Origin of the sequence: Leucobacter alluvii (genome assembly GCF_039530485.1) — a bacterium.
Classification (GTDB): Bacteria; Actinomycetota; Actinomycetes; order Actinomycetales; family Microbacteriaceae; genus Leucobacter; species Leucobacter alluvii.
In genome coordinates, this window is the sequence record NZ_BAAAOP010000006.1 from 153,454 (window position 1) to 168,249 (window position 14,796).

The following is a 14,796-nucleotide window of genomic DNA, read 5'->3' on the forward strand; positions in this document are numbered from 1 at the left end:
CGTGACGGGCGGTTGGGCGTCGGTACCGGACGAGCAGAGCGCCGACTTCGACTTCGGCGACGACGAGCGCTGGCCCGGCGAAGCGTGGGGCGCGCCGGCACCCGACGATCTGCGTGCGCCCGCGCCCGGAAGCAGTCGTGTCGGCGCGACCGCTCAATCCGGTGATCAGGTGGCGGGACCGCAGGTCGGGCGAGACCCGCGCGAGGTCCTCGCCGAGGTGTTCGGGTACGACGCGTTCCGCGGCGAGCAGGAAGACATCATCCGGCAGGTCATCGGCGGCGGTGACGCGGTGGTGCTCATGCCCACCGGCGGCGGCAAGTCGATCTGCTACCAGATTCCGTCGCTCGTGCGCGAGGGCACCGGCATCGTGCTGTCGCCGCTCGTCGCGCTGATGCACGATCAGGTCGCCGCACTGCAGCTCGTCGGCGTGCGCGCGGCCGCGCTGAACGCGGCGATGTCGATCGAGGATCGCCGCGCCGTCGAGCAGGCGTATCGCGACGGGCAGCTCGACGTGCTCTACCTCGCACCCGAGCGACTGTCGGCACCCGGAACGGTCGAGCTGCTGGCGCAGGGTCGCATCGCGCTCTTCGCGATCGACGAGGCCCATTGCGTCTCCCAGTGGGGGCACGACTTCAGGCCCGACTACCTGCGGCTCGGAGCGCTCGCCGAGCGCTGGCCGGATGTGCCGCGCATCGCGCTGACCGCCACGGCGACGCCCGAGACGCACCGTGAGATCACCGAACGCCTCCACCTGCAGCGTGCGCGGCACTTCGTGTCGAGCTTCGATCGGCCCAACATCCGCTACCGCATCGAATCGAAGCAGAACGCGCGCGCCCAGCTCATCAACTTCGTGCGCGGGGAGCATGCCGGGGAAGCCGGCATCGTGTACGCCCTCAGCCGCAAGCGCGTCGAGCAGACCGCGGCTGCGCTGCGCGACGCGGGAGTCGACGCCGTCGCCTACCACGCGGGGCTCCCGGCGCACGTGAGGCTCGATGCGCAGACGCGCTTTCTCCGGGAGGACGGGGTCGTGGTCGTCGCGACGATCGCGTTCGGCATGGGCATCGACAAGCCCGATGTGCGCTTCGTCGCGCACATCGATCTGCCGAAATCCGTGGAGGGCTACTACCAGGAGACGGGCCGCGCCGGTCGCGACGGTCTCCCGTCAGACACCTGGCTCGCGTACGGGCTCCAAGACGTGGTGCAGCAGCGGCAGATGATCGAGTCTGGCGACGGCGATCAGGCGACGCGAGCGAGCCAGACGAGGCACCTCAACGCGATGCTCGCGCTCTGCGAAGGCGTGCAGTGCCGCCGCGTGTTCCTGCTGCGGTACTTCGGTGAAGAGCGGACGGAGCCGTGCGGCAATTGCGACGTCTGCCTGACGCCGCCCAAGCTCTGGGATGCGACGATCCCGTCGCAGATGCTGCTGTCGACCGTCATTCGCACGCAGAAGGAGCGCAATCGCACGTACGCCGCCGGTCAGCACATCGATGTCTTGCGCGGTGTCACATCGGAGCGCGCAACGCAGATGCGGCTCGACGAGCTCTCGACCTGGGGCATCGGCACCGAGTGGTCGGTCGCGCAGTGGCGCGGTGTCGTGCGCCACCTGCTCGCGGCCGGTTTGCTCGAAGCGCAGGGCGAGTGGGGTGTGCTCGCTCCGACCGAAGCGGCGAAGCCGGTGCTGCGCGGCGAGGAAGCGGTGATGATGCGCGAGGAGGTCGTCACCCGCGCCTCCTCCGGCGGCCGTGGGCGCGCCTCCCGGAGCGGCGGCGGCGAGAAGCGCTCGGCAGCCGCGGCCGACCTGACGCCGGATCAGGCCGAGATCTTCGAACGCCTCCGCGCCTGGCGGGCCGGCGAAGCGCGCACCCAGGGCGTGCCGGGATACGTCGTATTCGGCGACGCCACCCTCGCCGCCCTGGCCGTGCACGAGCCGAAGACTGACGAAGAACTGCTCGCGATCTCCGGCATCGGGCAGGTCAAGCTCGAGCGGTACGGGGCCGCCGTGCTTGAGACGCTCGCGGCTGGGGGATAGCGGGGCATTCGGGGTGCCGAAGCGGCTCCGGCGGCTACGGTGAGGGATTCAGCGACCGTGAGACCGGATCGGCGGTATCCGCCTCACCGAAGCCCCGCTGCTCACCGAAGCCGAGGTCTGTGCCGTTCCGAAACCCCGCACAGAGGTGCAGCACATCGCGTGGCACACTGAAGCGCACGGAACGTACCTCCGCCGACATGGCCGCCGGCTCGCAGCTCGCCGGGCGGGTGCTCGTCGTGATGGGGGTCTCCGGCGCGGGCAAGAGCACCGTCGCCGCCGCGCTCGCCGCCGCACGCGGCGGCCTCTGCATCGACGCCGACGACCTGCACTCGGCGAAAGCGGTCGATCAGATGCGGCGCGGCAGACCGCTGACCGACGCGGATCGCTGGCCCTGGCTCGACCGCGTCGGCGCGAGCATCGCGCGTGCGGCGGGCGAGGGCCATGCGGTGACCGTGGCATGCTCTGCCCTGCGACGCACGTATCGCGATCGACTGCGCGCCGCGACGGCGGTACCGCTGTGGTTCGTGCAGCTCGATGTGCCCCGTGACCAACTGCTCGCCCGCCTGGAGGTGCGCGTCGGCCACTTCATGCCGGCCGGATTGCTCGATTCGCAGCTCGAGATCCTCGAGCCGCTCGCTCAGGATGAGCCGGGCATCACCGTCGACGCGGCGCTGCCGGTGGAACGGATCGTGGCCGTGGTCGCGGCGCACCCGCATCGCCAGTGATCGCGTGGGGCGGCGGCACTCCGACCGCGAGCGCTACCGCAGGAAGAACGGGTCGAGCGCGAGCAGGAGCGCCGCCGTCCAGTGGCAGAGGAAGGCGACCACGGTGAGCGCGTGGAAGATCTCGTGGAACCCGAAGACGCCGGGAATCGGGTTCGGGCGCTTCGTGCCGTAGATCACGGAGCCGAGCGTGTAGAGCAGACCGCCGACCACCACGAGCACCATCGCCGCGAAGTTCGCGTGCGCGATATCGACGATGTACATCATGGCGGCCCAGCCGAGCAGCACGTACAGGGGCACGTACAGCCATCGCGGCGCGCCGAGCCAGAACACCCGGAATCCGATGCCGAGCAGGGCGCCCACCCAGACCAGCACGAGCAGCAGCACGCCCTTGTCGAGCGGCAGCGCGAGGAGCGCGATCGGCGTGTACGTTCCGGCGATCAGCACGAAGATGTTGGCGTGGTCGAGGCGCCGGAACACCTGCCGCGTGCTCGGCTTCCAGTTGCCGCGGTGGTAGAGCGCCGAGACCCCGAAGAGGAGCATGCTCGAGAGCGTGTAGACGAGCGACGCCCACTTCGCCAGCGGCCCGTCGGCGACGCTGATGAGCACGATCCCCGCCACGATCGTGAGCGGGAAGGTCCCCGCGTGGATCCAGCCCCGCCACGTCGGCTTCGCCTCGAGCGTGGCACCCGGCTGCTCCTGCGGGTGATCGATGGCGTCTTCGAGGAGCGGGATCGAGAGGCGATCGGGTTCGGGCAGCGGTCGTTCCTCCTGCGACGTCATGACCTCGAGTGTATGGTCCCGGCCTCCTCCTCGCGACGGGCGCGCATCAGGTCGAGCCGGTACACTCGGAACGTGAGTGCCCAGCCGTCGAATCCGCGGGCCGGTCTGCTCTACCGGCTGTACCAGCGGCGCCTGCGCCGCGAGATCGATCGGCGCCAGGTTCCCCAGCACATCGCCGTGATCGTCGACGGGAATCGTCGGTGGGCGAAACAGCGTCTCCAGGAGCGCGCCGCCTTCGGGCATCGCGCCGGAGCCCGCAAGATCCCCGAGTTCCTCGGCTGGTGCGAAGAGGTCGGAGTCGGCACCGTCACGCTGTACCTGCTCTCCGCGGACAACCTGGGCGCGCGGGATCGCCAGGAACTCGACGACCTCTTCGGCATCATCGCGGAACTCGCCGAACTCCTCGCCGAGCACCCGGGGTGGCGCGTGAAGCACGTCGGCACGTGCGACGGGCTGTCGTCGGAACTGACCGACGCCCTGCGTGCGGCCGAGCAGTCGACCGCCGATCGTGACGGCCTGCACATCAACCTCGCCGTCGGCTACGGCGGCCGCAGCGAGATCACCGCGGCGATGCACAGCGTCATCGCCGAGCATCAGGCGGCCGGCGGCACCATCGACACGCTCGCCGAGCGATTGACGCCCGAGCTCATCGGTGAGCATCTCTGGACCCGGGGGCAGGCGGATCCCGATCTCGTGATTCGCACCTCAGGTGAGCAGCGGCTCTCCGACTTCATGATCTGGCAGTCGGCGCACTCCGAGTTCTACTTCGTGGAAGCGCTGTACCCGGACCTGCGCGAGGTGGACCTGCTGCGCGCGCTGCGCGACTACTCGTCTCGGCAACGACGGATGGGGGGCTGAACAGATGGTGGGACACGGATTGCCGGATCTCGCAGGTCAGCGGGTGCTGATCACGGGCGCCTCCGGCGGTATCGGGGGCGGCATCGCACGCGCGTTCGCGGCTGCTGGCGCGCGCCTCGCCGTGCACTACCGTGGCGCGACCCGGGAATCGAGCGATGCCGTGGGCGCGCTCGTGCGGGAGCTGCGTGAAGCCGGCGCTGAGGTCGAGACCGTGCGCGCCGACCTCGCCCTCGCGGGTGCCGCATCGTCGCTGGTCGATGACGCCGTGGCGGCCCTCGGCGGTCTCGACGGACTCGTCAACAACGCCGGAGTGCAGCCGCTTGCGATGCTCGCCGATACGACGAGGAGTGAGTGGGACGAGGTGCTCGGCACGAACCTCGGAGCGGTGTTCGAGCTCTCGCAGGCCGCGGCCGCGGTGATGGAGCGCGCGACCGGCGGCGACCGGTGGATCACGCACATCGCCTCGATCGAGGCATCCCGGCCGAGCCCGGCGCACGCGCACTACGCCGCGGCGAAGGCGGGGCTCGTGATGCACGCCCGCGCGGCGGCGCTGGAACTCGGTCCGCTCGGCATCCGCGTCAACTCCGTGTCGCCCGGTCTCGTCGACCGACCCGGTCTCGCGGACGCCTGGCCGGAGGGGGTCGCGAGCTGGACGAGCCGAGCCCCGCTCGGCCGACTCGCCACTGCGGCCGACATCGGCGGCGCGTGCGTGCTGCTCGCGTCACCGGCTGCCGGGTTCATCACCGGGCAGGATCTGGCCGTCGACGGCGGCATGCTGGCCACGCCGGGCTGGTGACCGATGACCCTCTTCCCGAATCGAGAACGGAGCTGCGGATGAGCGATTACGAGACGGTGCTGCGCGCCGACGCGATGCTGACGCCTGCGGGTGTGGTCGCCGACGCCGAACTCGCCTTCGACGGCTCGGGACGGATCACGTACGCCGGATCCGCGCGCCCGGATGCGGCGTCGGCGAGCGACCGCGTGGTGCACGAACTCGCGGGGCAGGTGCTCATGCCCGGACTCGTGAACGGGCACACGCATTCCGCGATGACGCTCCTGCGCGGCGTCTCCGACGATGAGGGCTTCATGCCGTGGCTGGCGGCGGTGCAAGCGCTCGAGCAGCATCTCACGCACGACGATGTCGCAGTCGGATTGCAGCTCGCGATGGTCGAGATGATCGAGACCGGCACGACCGCGTTCGCCGACATGTACCACTGGGATGCCGAACTCATCGAGCTGGTGCGCACCGCGGGCATGCGCGCCCTCGTCGCGCTCGCATCCTTCGCTCCGGATGCGGTCGGGTTTCCCGGCGTCTCGCCCTGGAACGGCGCCGATGCGACCGAGCAGACCGAGGCGCTGGCGGCCCAGTACTCTCGCGATGCGCAGGTGCGGATCGCCTACGGCCCCCACGCGCCCTACACGTGCCCGCCCGAGTTCTTGAGCGACATCGCACGGCGGGCCGTCGCCCACGGGATCCCGATTCACACCCACATCTCCGAGTCGGCAGCCGAGGTCGCGCAGATCGAGGAGCGCTACGGGGCGACGCCAGCGGCGCATCTCGACGCGCTCGGACTCTTCGAGGCCGAGGTGCTCGCCGCGCACTGCGTGCACCTGACCGAAGACGAGATCGCACTGCTCGCGCGCACCGGCACCGCGGTCAGCCACAACCCGGTCTCGAACCTGAAGCTCGGCAACGGCATCGCTCCGCTTCCGGAGTGGCAGACCGCCGGGCTGCGCATCTCGCTCGGCACCGACTCCGTCGCGAGCAACAACACGCTCGACCTCTTCGAGGAGATCAAGATGGGCACCATCCTGCACCGCGGGGCGCGCCAGGACGCCGCGATCGTGCGCGCATCGGACGTGCTCGACATCGCCACGCGGCGCGGCGCTGAAGCGATCGGCTTCCCGGAGACCGGCGCGCTCGAAGCCGGGCGCCTCGCCGACGTGATCGCGCTCGACATCACGGGATCCGCCGCTATTCCGTTCGAGCCGGCAGCGCTCGTCTCGCACCTCGGCTTCTCCGCGACGGGCGGTGACGTGCGTCACGTCTTCATCGGCGGACGGCATGTGTACGCGGAGGGCGAGCACCTGACGCTCGATGCCGACGCGATCCGCCTGCGGGCCGCCGAGGCTCGCGCGCGACTGAGCGCTGCAGCGCGTACCGACTGAGCGCACGCGCGCCCTCAACGCATTCCATCCCCCGACACATCGAAAGGTCCTCATGCCCGTCCGACTCCCCGCCGACGCCGAACTTCCCCTGCTGCGCGCCCGCGTATCCGACCTCGCCGACCGAGCACTCGTGGTTGGCGACCCCGGGCGCGCGGCCCGCGTCGCCGAACGGCTCGACGACATGCGGCAGCTCGCCGTGAACCGCGAGTATCACGTCTACGCAGGCACCTGGAAGGGTGTGCCCGTGACCGTGGCTTCGCACGGCGTCGGGGGAGCCGGAGCCGCGGTGTGCTTCGAAGAGCTCGCACGAGGCGGCGTCACCCGCATCATCCGCTCGGGTACCGCGGGCGGCATGCAGCCGGAGATCGTCGACGGCGCCATTGTCGTGGCGACCGGGGCGGTGCGCGCGGACGGCGTGAGCCACCAGCTGGTGCCGACCGAGTTTCCCGCCATCGCGACCCCGGAACTGACGGTCGCCCTGAAAGCCGGTGCTGCCAGTTCCGGGCTCGACGTGCACAGCGGCGTCGTGCTGACGGGCGACATGTTCTACCCGAGCGACGTGATCACCGGAGTCGACCTGCCGCTGTGGCAGCGCGCCGGCGTCGTCGCCGTCGAGATGGAGGCGGCCACGCTGTTCGTCATCGCCGCACTCCACGGCATCGAGACGGGCGGCGTCTTCGCCATCGACGGGAACCCCCTCGCCGCGGCCGACGTCGCGATGGGGGACTACGACCCGTATCGCGAGATCGTCGTGCAGGCGGTCGACGCCGCGCTCACCGCCGCGCTCGACGTGCTGGTGTCGTGAGCGCACCGGCAGGCAGCGCGCACTCGTCGTTCTCCGCGGTGCTCTTCGACTGCGACGGCGTGCTCGTCGACTCAGAGACGATCACCATCCAGCTGCTCGCCGAGATGCTGCGCGAGCTGGGCTGGGAGATCTCGTACGACGAGACCGTGCGCACCTTCATCGGGCGGGCCCTGGTGGACGAGTGGGAAGTGATCCTCGCGCACACCGGCTTCAGGATCACGGACGCCTGGATCCACGAATTCCATGTACGCCGGGATGACGCCCTGCGCGTCAGCGTGCAACCCGTAGCCGGAGTGGAGGCGATGATCGCGGCGGTCGCCGAGCGCTTCGGCGACCGCTTCGCGCTCGCCTCCGGCGCCGATCGCGTCAAGATCGAGATGCAGCTCGACGTCACCGGGCTCGGGCGCTGGTTCGGCGACCGGGTGTTCAGCGGCATGGAGCAGCCCCGCAGCAAGCCGGCTCCCGACGTCTACCTCGCCGCCGCTGCGGCGCTCGGCGTCGACGCCGCTTCGGCGCTCGTCGTCGAAGACACGGTCGCCGGTGTGACGGCCGGTATCGCAGCGGGCGCGACGGTGTTCGGATTCTCCCCGGACAGCCCGGTGCGCACCGATCCAGGGATGCTGCGCGGAGCAGGGGCGTCGATCGTGTTCTCAGACATGAACGAACTGCCCGGTCTGATCGACGAGTGGGCTTCGCGGCCCGCGGCGTAACCCGCCGCGACACGCAGTGTCAGCCGTTGCGGCTCGACGACGCGAGCTCCGACGCACCCCCTACGCGATGCGGGAGCGGTCGAACGCGTCGAGGCTGATGCCCTCGGCGAGCACGATCTTCGCCCACTCACGCGCAGCATGCAGGCTGTGATCGCGGTAATTGCCGCAGCTCACTGCTTCCGTTCCCGGCACGTCGTCCCAGGTGACGCGCTCCGCCAGATCGGTCAGCGAACTCTTGATCGCCTCGGCGACCGTCTCAACGCTCGGCTCGCCCCAGGCGATGAGATGGAATCCGGTGCGGCAGCCGAACGGCGAGATGTCGATGAGCCCGTCGAATCGGGTGCGCAGCAGCGCGGCGAGCGTGTGCTCGATGGTGTGCAGGCCCGCCGTGGGAATCTCCGCCTCATTCGGCTGCACCAGGCGGATGTCGAAGTTCGAGATCGCGTCGCCCTTCGGGCCGCGCTCGACGCCGATGAGGCGCACGTACGGTGCCAGCACTTTCGTGTGATCCAGTGAAAAGCTCTCTACTTCGGCAAGTTCGATGTCGCTCATGCGACCCAGTTTCTCATGAGCACCAGAGTATCGAGCATGGGCACGGCATCTCCGGGCATGACGAAACGTGACTCCTGAACGGCGTCGGGGCCCGGGTACGAGAACGGGCCCGCACCCGAAGGTGCAGGCCCGTTCTTCGTACGCGAGCGTTTACGCTGCGCGCGCGAGCTCCTTGCGGGTCAGCGCGATCCGCGTGCGGTCGCCGGCGAGGCGCTCTGACACGCTCACGTTCCAGCCGGCGCGATCGAGGCGCTTGAGGTCGCCGCGCGCCTCGTCGAGACGATCGGTCTCGACGACGTAGAGCGTGCGGCCAGAGCTGCGGTAGACCGAGCGGCGCTGGGCCCAGTCGGGCACGAGCATGTCTTCGGCTCCGCTGAGCGAGTGGTAGGGCGTGCGCAGGGGAGCGGCCGCCGGCCGCACGTCTGCGATATTGGGCATACGAGTATGCGAAGTCATGGTGTTCCTTTCGTGGCGCACCGTCACGGTGCGCGTCCCCGAGCAGTTCTCGGGGGTGGGCTCGCTGGGAGCCTGCGCTGCTTCGCCGGGGCTGCGTCGGTACAGCCCGTTCGATCTCTTGCGATCGATAGCGGAGCGCAACTGCACCGGTCTCATCGGGGGACCAGCCTCGTCTGAAGGCCTTCGGTGCTCGGTGCGTGTCGCGGCTGGTGACGCAGAGTTGAGGTGATCTCGACGTGCCGTTCAACGGCGATCATGCGTACGGCTCGCGAACCCGACTCCTCATATTAGAACACATTTTCGAAAAGCGCTAGTGTGGGTTCGAAGATGTGGATCAATAGGCGCGCGAGCGCCGCTGGGAGCGCCGATGACTGAACCGATCACCCTGCTCGTGTTCGCACACCGCGACGAGGCTTCGGCCTTCTCCGATGTGGCTCACCTCGTGACCGGAGTGGGCAAGGTCAACGCTGCGGTAGCACTCGCCGCGGAGCTCTCCGAGCGTCCCGTCGATCGCGTTGTGGTGCTCGGAACGGCAGGAGTCGTGAGCGACGGCCCCGAGCGCCCATCGCTCGACGCGGTCTACCAGATCACCGGAGTGGTGCAGCACGACTTCTCGCTGCCGTCGCCGGAGCTGCGACCCGCCGGCGACGCGATCCTGCCCCCGGAGGCGACCGCCACCATCGCGACCGGCGATGTGTTCGTGCAAGACGATGCCCAGCGCGCGACCATCGCAGGCCGCGGCGCGAGCCTCGTCGACATGGAGGCCTACGCGTACGCCAGCGTGTGCGCGCGCTTCGGGGCCGCGCTGCAGATGTTCAAGATCCCCTCCGACTTCGCCGACTCGACCACCACCGACGAGGAGTGGGACACGATCGTGTTCCGCAAGAGCGAGCAGCTCAGGGAGTTCTGGGACACCAGGCTGAGGTAGTTCGCGCGGCCGCCGCGTCAAGGCGGTGGCAGGGCTGCTGCTCGTTCGGTACACCTGAAGGCATCGGTGCGTTCGGTGCCGATGGAAAGGGGAGAACCGGTGCTCATGGAAGCCGACGGGCTCATCGTCGATTGGACGCTGATGCCCACGTACAACACCATCATGTCGCTCGCAGCGGGTGCGGGGCTGCTCTGGATACTCGGGCTGGTGCGCGCGCTTCGCAAACCAGGGGAGTTCGCTCCCGAGGGGTGGGCGCTGACCGCAGGCGTGCTCGGAAGCATCCTGACGCTCACCGGCGCGCATATGACCCTGACCTGGCCGCTCGCCGCCTACTTCCCGTTCGACAACATCATCTTCGGAGAGCCGAGTCTCGGATTCGGCGTCCTGCTGCTGGCAGCAGCCTTCCTGCTGTGGCGCCGCTCCGCCGCCATCACGACGGCTCCAGACCCCGGGGCGCACCTCGCGCGCACCGCCCGACCACTCGGGATCTTCGTCTTCGGACTGGGTCTCGCGATGTTCGGGATCGCCGCCGCTGGAATGGTGTTCCAGCTCTTCGCCGCGCCGCCGGAAGAACCCATCTCGGGTGCATTCGCCGAGTACCCGTGGGTGGAGGCGACGTTCATGTCTGGGCTCTTCGCGCTCGTCGGAGTGGGCGCCGTGCTCTTCCCCTTCGCCCTCAGGGGCTTCGATTCAGCAGGGCCGAAGCTGCGGCCCGTCGCTCTCGTCGCGGGCATCGCCTGGGGGCTCGCCGGGCTGGCGTTCCTGCTCTTCGGGGCACTCAACTACTTCACGCACATCGGCCTGATCATCAATACGACCGCGTAACGGCTCGCGGGCGGGGCCGCACCACGGCCCGATTCGCGCGAGCCGTTCGCATCCCGTAGGATTTTCCGCGGTGACGTGTCCGAGCGGCCGAAGGTGCAACTCTCGAAAAGTTGTGTAGGGTAACCCCCTACCGTGGGTTCAAATCCCACCGTCACCGCCAGTTGAGAAGCCCCGGGTCCTTGCAAAAGCGAGGACCCGGGGCTTCGTGTTCACGGCGGCATCGGTTGCGACACCGAGCTACGGCTCGACGCGAACCACGCCGAGTTCGTACGCCCGGATCACCGCGAGAACGCGATTCGGCACTCCGAGCTTCATCAGAATGCGCCCGAAGTGAGCTTTCACCGTCGATTCGGTGACGTGGAGGGCCGCCGCGATCTCTCGGTTGGTCAAACCTCGACCGACGAGTGCGAAGACGTCCCGTTCCCGGTCCGAGAGCGCGTCGAGCTCGTGGGCGCGGGCCGGCGCCTCGTCTCTCGCCAGGTGGGGCACCGCGATCTCGATGAGCTTCGCCGTGACGCGCGGCGAAACGACCGCGTCCCCGGTGACGACCGCGCGCACCGCGGCGATCAACTCGTCCGGGCGCGTGTTCTTCGAGAGGAACCCTGCGGCTCCGGCCTGCAGCGCGCCGAAGGCGTACTCGTCCACGTCGTAGGTCGTGAGCATGAGCACGCGCACGCCGGGATGCCTGGCCGTGATCTCGCGGGTCGCCTCGATGCCGTCGGTCCCCGGCATGCGCACATCCATCAGCACGACGTCGGGGGCGAGCCGCCCGGCCGCCCGAACGGCCTCGGCGCCATCTGCGGCCTCACCGACGACCTCGATGCCGGGGTGCGCGTCCAAGACGAGTCGGAGCCCGTATCTGACGAGATCCTGGTCGTCGGCGATCAGGAGTCGGATGACGTCCGAGCCTGCCCCCGCGTTCGTGCCCGTGTGCGCTTCGCTCATTGCTCCTCCAGCGAGAGACGAACAAAGACCTGCCAGCCGCCGCCCGCCCGCGCGCCGGACCGCACCTCACCGTCGTAGAACATCGCGCGCTCCTGAATGCCGACGAGGCCTCGACCGTGTCCCACAGCGGCCGGAGCTTCTGCAGAGCGGTCGGTCACCACGATGCGCGCCTCGTGCTCGGTGAACTCGAGGCGAACGCGCACGTCGCGCACGTCTCGCGCGTGGCGCAGCACGTTCGTGAGCGATTCCTGCACGATCCGGTAGACGGTCAGCCCGACAGCCGAGTCCGCTTCGGGCGCCCCCGCCTGATCGAGTCGCAGGGGAAGGCCGGCGGCGCGAAACTCTTCGATGAGTGCCGGAAGGTGGCGCATGGTGGGCGGCTCCGGCATCGGCCGCGCTGCACCTGAGTCGTCGCGAACGGCGGTGAGGAGGCGTTTCACCTCGGACAGGGTGCGTCGGCCGGTCTCCGCGACCCGGCCCATCACACGCCTCGATTCGTCGGGACGCGCGGCCGCAGTGGCTTCGGCTCCGTCGGCGAGCGCGATCATCACCGCCAGACTGTGCGCGATGACATCGTGCATCTCCCGGGCGATGCGCTCCCGTTCGCCGGCCGCTGCGATACTGACGTCCTGCTCCGCCCGTTCCATGATCGCGCGAACCTGCCGATTCCGATGCCCGGCATTGATGCCGAGCAGCGAAGCGATGAGCATTGCGGCGATGAGGACAATCGAGACGCTGAGCCAGTCCGTCGGCCAGCTCTCCCAGTCGACCCGAAGCGCGAGTCCGTGCACCGGCGGGCCGAGGCGCACGCGGAATGCGGTGATCAGCGCACCTGCGCAGGCGACGAGCGCTCCGACACCCAGCGCGGCCCAACCACGACGGCTGCCGAACTCCGCCCCCGCGCGGTACAGCGCGATCAACGCGAGCGCGATCTCCGCTCCGGATCCCGCGGCACAGGTGAGGAGCAGGAGACACAGGACGACAGCGAATGCGACGATCGGTCGGCGGCGCCAGAGGCAGAGCGTCGCGGTGCCGGCCGCGCACAGCAGCACCAGCGGCCCCGCCGGCGTTCTCAGCTCGGACTCGAGCGAGAGGTAGTCGAGTACGGCGGAGATACTCAGGTAGACCACCAGGGCGAGCACGTCGCCGCGGGTGAAGATGCGTGGGGGCCGGTTTCGCTGCGCGCTCATGCGTCCCGTCTGCGCAATGCGATCGCCCCCGCAGTCAGGGCGAGCCCGGCGGAGACGGCGGCGATCACCCACCCTGCTGCTGTGCTGATGTGACCCGACCACAGGTCGAGGAATGGCCCGGAGCCATCGCTCACCCGGCTCATCGCGTCACCGGCATTGCCGAGCAGCGTGATGCGGATGAGGCGAGAGAGCAGGCCGTATGGGAGCACCGAGCTCAGCACCGGGATGAGCAGCGTGGCCGCGAACACGATGATGGAGCCAGCGGTGGTGGACCGCACGAGAGCTCCGACGCCGAGCCCGAACAGGCTGCAGAAGCCGAGGTACGCGGCCGAACCGACCAGCGCCGACGTCACCCCGGGGCCCGTGAGGGGAGCGGCGAGTCCGTGCTCGGCGTAGAACGGATACGTGGCGGCCCACGTGCCGAGCACGGTGATGAACGCGACTCCGGTGACCGCGGAGCCTGCGACGATCGCCTTCGCCCAGAGTACGCGCAGGCGATCGGGAACCGCGACGAGGGTGAGCTGAATCGTGCCGGAGGAGTACTCGGCACCGATCATCATGACACCGAGGATACCGGCGATGATCTGCCCGCTGATCACCATGGGCATCGTGACGTCGCCCATCGTCCGTTCGAGTGAAGGGACCGACGGCACGCCCGAGGATTCGAGCGTGGCGGTGAGGAAGAGACTGCCGGTCATCCCGATGAAGAAGATGCCCCCGAGGGTGATCAGGGAGGCGGGAATGCTGAGGAGTTTGATCCATTCCGAGCGGAGGACGCAGGCGAATGCGGGGCGGCGGGTGCGCGCATCCGACCGGTGCGCGGGTGCGGTCAATGTCATGAGTTCGCTCCTGAAGGGCTCGTGGTCGCTCGGTACTCGGTCGCCGCGGCGGTGAGCGCCAGGTACGCATCTTCGAGGGACCCCTCGACGGAGGTCACTTCGTGCAGCACGATGCCCGCAGCAGCAGCAGTGCTGGCGACCTGTTCCGCCGACAGGTGCTCGACATCGATCGCGCCGTCGGCGCGAATCGACACGGTGACGCCGGGCGCTGTCAGTGCCGCCATGAGACGTTCGACCTCGTGCGTGCGCACGCGCACGGAGGACGGGGTCGCGCCGGTGATGACGTCGCGCATCGAGCCGTCGGCAAGGATCGCGCCGCGGCCGATCACGATGAGATGATCCGCCGTCTGCGCCATCTCGCTCATGAGATGCGACGACAGCAGCACGGTCTTCCCCGCTGCGGCGAGCTGCCTCAGCAAGGCTCGAATCCAGAGGATCCCCTCGGGGTCGAGCCCGTTCGTCGGCTCATCCAGGATGACCGTCTGAGGATCCCCGAGCAGCGCCGCGGCGATACCGAGACGCTGGCCCATGCCCAGTGAGAATCCGCCCACCCGTCGCGTTGCGACCGCATCGATGCCCGTGAGCTCCATGACCTCTCCGACGCGGGCCCGACCGATGCCGTGCGTCGCCGCGATCGAGAGCAGATGCTTGTACGCCGTGCGGCGCCTGTGCGCGGCGCGCGCATCGAGCAGCACGCCGACCTCTCGCAGGGGCGCTGGCAGGTCGCGATACGCGCGGCCGTTGACCTCGGCGATCCCGGCGCTCGGCTGATCCAGCCCCACGATCATGCGCATCGTCGTCGACTTTCCCGCGCCGTTCGGGCCGAGAAAGCCGGTGACCTTTCCCGGTCGCACCGTGAAATCGATCCCGTCGACGGCTGTCTTGTCGCCGTACCGTTTCGTGAGCGTCTGAACTCGAATCATGATGCACCTTTCGCTTGCATCCGACGCTACGGAGAGCCGGGCGCAGGCGCATCGCCCTGGAG

General features: G+C 69.2%; 16 protein-coding genes and 1 tRNA gene. 10 read left to right on the forward strand and 7 right to left on the reverse strand.

Annotation, left to right across the window (positions count from 1 at the left end; translation table 11 throughout):
* The first annotated feature begins 1 nt into the window (after position 1).
* A complete protein-coding gene (gene recQ, locus ABFX18_RS09240) occupies positions 2-2,029 on the forward strand; it encodes a DNA helicase RecQ (protein ID WP_346058112.1) in 2,028 nt (675 codons plus the stop codon).
* 197 nt (positions 2,030-2,226) lie between these two features.
* Positions 2,227-2,754: a gluconokinase gene (locus ABFX18_RS09245; RefSeq protein ID WP_346058113.1), complete on the forward strand. Its 528-nt coding sequence runs from the start codon at positions 2,227-2,229 to the stop codon at positions 2,752-2,754.
* Positions 2,755-2,787: 33 nt separating this feature from the next.
* Here the strand turns inward: ABFX18_RS09245 and trhA are convergent, their stop codons facing one another.
* Complete coding sequence (gene trhA / locus ABFX18_RS09250) at positions 2,788-3,534, reverse strand: PAQR family membrane homeostasis protein TrhA (protein WP_211649025.1); 747 nt, start codon at positions 3,532-3,534, stop codon at positions 2,788-2,790.
* Between the two features lie 72 nt (positions 3,535-3,606).
* On the opposite strand from trhA, the gene ABFX18_RS09255 reads away from it, so the two are divergent.
* Genes ABFX18_RS09255 through ABFX18_RS09275 form a run of 5 tightly spaced genes read left to right on the forward strand, consistent with a single transcriptional unit; the run spans position 3,607 to position 8,076 of the window.
* On the forward strand, positions 3,607-4,392 hold the full coding sequence (locus ABFX18_RS09255) for an isoprenyl transferase (protein WP_090151835.1): 786 nt from the start codon (positions 3,607-3,609) through the stop codon (positions 4,390-4,392).
* Positions 4,393-4,396: 4 nt separating this feature from the next.
* Complete coding sequence (locus ABFX18_RS09260; protein ID WP_346058114.1) at positions 4,397-5,188, forward strand: SDR family NAD(P)-dependent oxidoreductase; 792 nt, start codon at positions 4,397-4,399, stop codon at positions 5,186-5,188.
* Between the two features lie 38 nt (positions 5,189-5,226).
* Positions 5,227-6,561 carry an amidohydrolase gene (locus ABFX18_RS09265; RefSeq protein WP_346058115.1) on the forward strand — a complete coding sequence of 445 codons (1,335 nt, stop codon included), beginning with the start codon at positions 5,227-5,229 and terminating at the stop codon, positions 6,559-6,561.
* Positions 6,562-6,613: 52 nt separating this feature from the next.
* Positions 6,614-7,366, forward strand: coding sequence for a nucleoside phosphorylase (locus ABFX18_RS09270; RefSeq protein ID WP_090151641.1), 753 nt, complete (start codon positions 6,614-6,616; stop codon positions 7,364-7,366).
* A complete protein-coding gene (locus tag ABFX18_RS09275; protein ID WP_346058116.1) occupies positions 7,363-8,076 on the forward strand; it encodes an HAD family hydrolase in 714 nt (237 codons plus the stop codon). Before ABFX18_RS09270 ends, ABFX18_RS09275 begins: the two co-directional genes overlap by 4 nt.
* 60 nt (positions 8,077-8,136) lie before the next feature.
* Here ABFX18_RS09275 and ABFX18_RS09280 read toward each other — a convergent pair whose 3' ends face one another.
* Both ABFX18_RS09280 and ABFX18_RS09285 read right to left on the reverse strand, forming a co-directional pair.
* Complete coding sequence (locus ABFX18_RS09280; protein ID WP_346058117.1) at positions 8,137-8,628, reverse strand: S-ribosylhomocysteine lyase; 492 nt, start codon at positions 8,626-8,628, stop codon at positions 8,137-8,139.
* Between the two features lie 150 nt (positions 8,629-8,778).
* Positions 8,779-9,066 carry a hypothetical protein gene (locus ABFX18_RS09285; RefSeq protein ID WP_346058118.1) on the reverse strand — a complete coding sequence of 96 codons (288 nt, stop codon included), beginning with the start codon at positions 9,064-9,066 and terminating at the stop codon, positions 8,779-8,781.
* 385 nt (positions 9,067-9,451) lie between these two features.
* On the opposite strand from ABFX18_RS09285, the gene ABFX18_RS09290 reads away from it, so the two are divergent.
* The 3 genes from ABFX18_RS09290 to ABFX18_RS09300 all read left to right on the forward strand — a co-directional run bounded on the left by ABFX18_RS09290 (position 9,452) and on the right by ABFX18_RS09300 (position 10,997).
* On the forward strand, positions 9,452-10,012 hold the full coding sequence (locus tag ABFX18_RS09290; protein WP_346058119.1) for a phosphorylase family protein: 561 nt from the start codon (positions 9,452-9,454) through the stop codon (positions 10,010-10,012).
* Positions 10,013-10,093: 81 nt separating this feature from the next.
* Complete coding sequence (locus tag ABFX18_RS09295) at positions 10,094-10,837, forward strand: DUF981 family protein (protein ID WP_346058120.1); 744 nt, start codon at positions 10,094-10,096, stop codon at positions 10,835-10,837.
* A 69-nt stretch (positions 10,838-10,906) separates the two neighbouring features.
* Positions 10,907-10,997, forward strand: a tRNA-Ser gene (locus tag ABFX18_RS09300).
* A 77-nt stretch (positions 10,998-11,074) separates the two neighbouring features.
* Here the strand turns inward: ABFX18_RS09300 and ABFX18_RS09305 are convergent.
* From ABFX18_RS09305 to ABFX18_RS09320, 4 genes are read right to left on the reverse strand one after another with little or no spacing between them, the layout of a single operon-like run.
* Positions 11,075-11,782, reverse strand: coding sequence for a response regulator transcription factor (locus ABFX18_RS09305; protein ID WP_346058121.1), 708 nt, complete (start codon positions 11,780-11,782; stop codon positions 11,075-11,077).
* On the reverse strand, positions 11,779-12,972 hold the full coding sequence (locus ABFX18_RS09310; RefSeq protein WP_346058122.1) for a sensor histidine kinase: 1,194 nt from the start codon (positions 12,970-12,972) through the stop codon (positions 11,779-11,781). Before ABFX18_RS09310 ends, ABFX18_RS09305 begins: the two co-directional genes overlap by 4 nt.
* Positions 12,969-13,811: a hypothetical protein gene (locus ABFX18_RS09315; RefSeq protein WP_346058123.1), complete on the reverse strand. Its 843-nt coding sequence runs from the start codon at positions 13,809-13,811 to the stop codon at positions 12,969-12,971. The genes ABFX18_RS09310 and ABFX18_RS09315 overlap by 4 nt, the downstream gene beginning before the upstream one ends.
* The gene (locus ABFX18_RS09320; protein WP_211649011.1) at positions 13,808-14,734 is read right to left on the reverse strand and encodes an ABC transporter ATP-binding protein; all 927 of its coding nucleotides are present in this window, start codon (positions 14,732-14,734) and stop codon (positions 13,808-13,810) included. The genes ABFX18_RS09315 and ABFX18_RS09320 overlap by 4 nt, the downstream gene beginning before the upstream one ends.
* Between the last annotated feature and the right edge of the window lie 62 nt (positions 14,735-14,796).

Coding starts and splice junctions, on each gene's coding strand:
- ABFX18_RS09245 (WP_346058113.1), top strand. CDS start 2,227: ATGGCCGCCGGCTCGCAGCTCGCCGGGCGGGTGCTCGTCGTGATGGGG.
- trhA (WP_211649025.1), bottom strand. CDS start 3,534: ATGACGTCGCAGGAGGAACGACCGCTGCCCGAACCCGATCGCCTCTCG.
- ABFX18_RS09260 (WP_346058114.1), top strand. CDS start 4,397: ATGGTGGGACACGGATTGCCGGATCTCGCAGGTCAGCGGGTGCTGATC.
- ABFX18_RS09265 (WP_346058115.1), top strand. CDS start 5,227: ATGAGCGATTACGAGACGGTGCTGCGCGCCGACGCGATGCTGACGCCT.
- ABFX18_RS09270 (WP_090151641.1), top strand. CDS start 6,614: ATGCCCGTCCGACTCCCCGCCGACGCCGAACTTCCCCTGCTGCGCGCC.
- ABFX18_RS09280 (WP_346058117.1), bottom strand. CDS start 8,628: ATGAGCGACATCGAACTTGCCGAAGTAGAGAGCTTTTCACTGGATCAC.
- ABFX18_RS09285 (WP_346058118.1), bottom strand. CDS start 9,066: ATGCCCAATATCGCAGACGTGCGGCCGGCGGCCGCTCCCCTGCGCACG.
- ABFX18_RS09290 (WP_346058119.1), top strand. CDS start 9,452: ATGACTGAACCGATCACCCTGCTCGTGTTCGCACACCGCGACGAGGCT.
- ABFX18_RS09295 (WP_346058120.1), top strand. CDS start 10,094: ATGGAAAGGGGAGAACCGGTGCTCATGGAAGCCGACGGGCTCATCGTC.
- ABFX18_RS09305 (WP_346058121.1), bottom strand. CDS start 11,782: ATGAGCGAAGCGCACACGGGCACGAACGCGGGGGCAGGCTCGGACGTC.
- ABFX18_RS09310 (WP_346058122.1), bottom strand. CDS start 12,972: ATGAGCGCGCAGCGAAACCGGCCCCCACGCATCTTCACCCGCGGCGAC.
- ABFX18_RS09315 (WP_346058123.1), bottom strand. CDS start 13,811: ATGACATTGACCGCACCCGCGCACCGGTCGGATGCGCGCACCCGCCGC.
- ABFX18_RS09320 (WP_211649011.1), bottom strand. CDS start 14,734: ATGATTCGAGTTCAGACGCTCACGAAACGGTACGGCGACAAGACAGCC.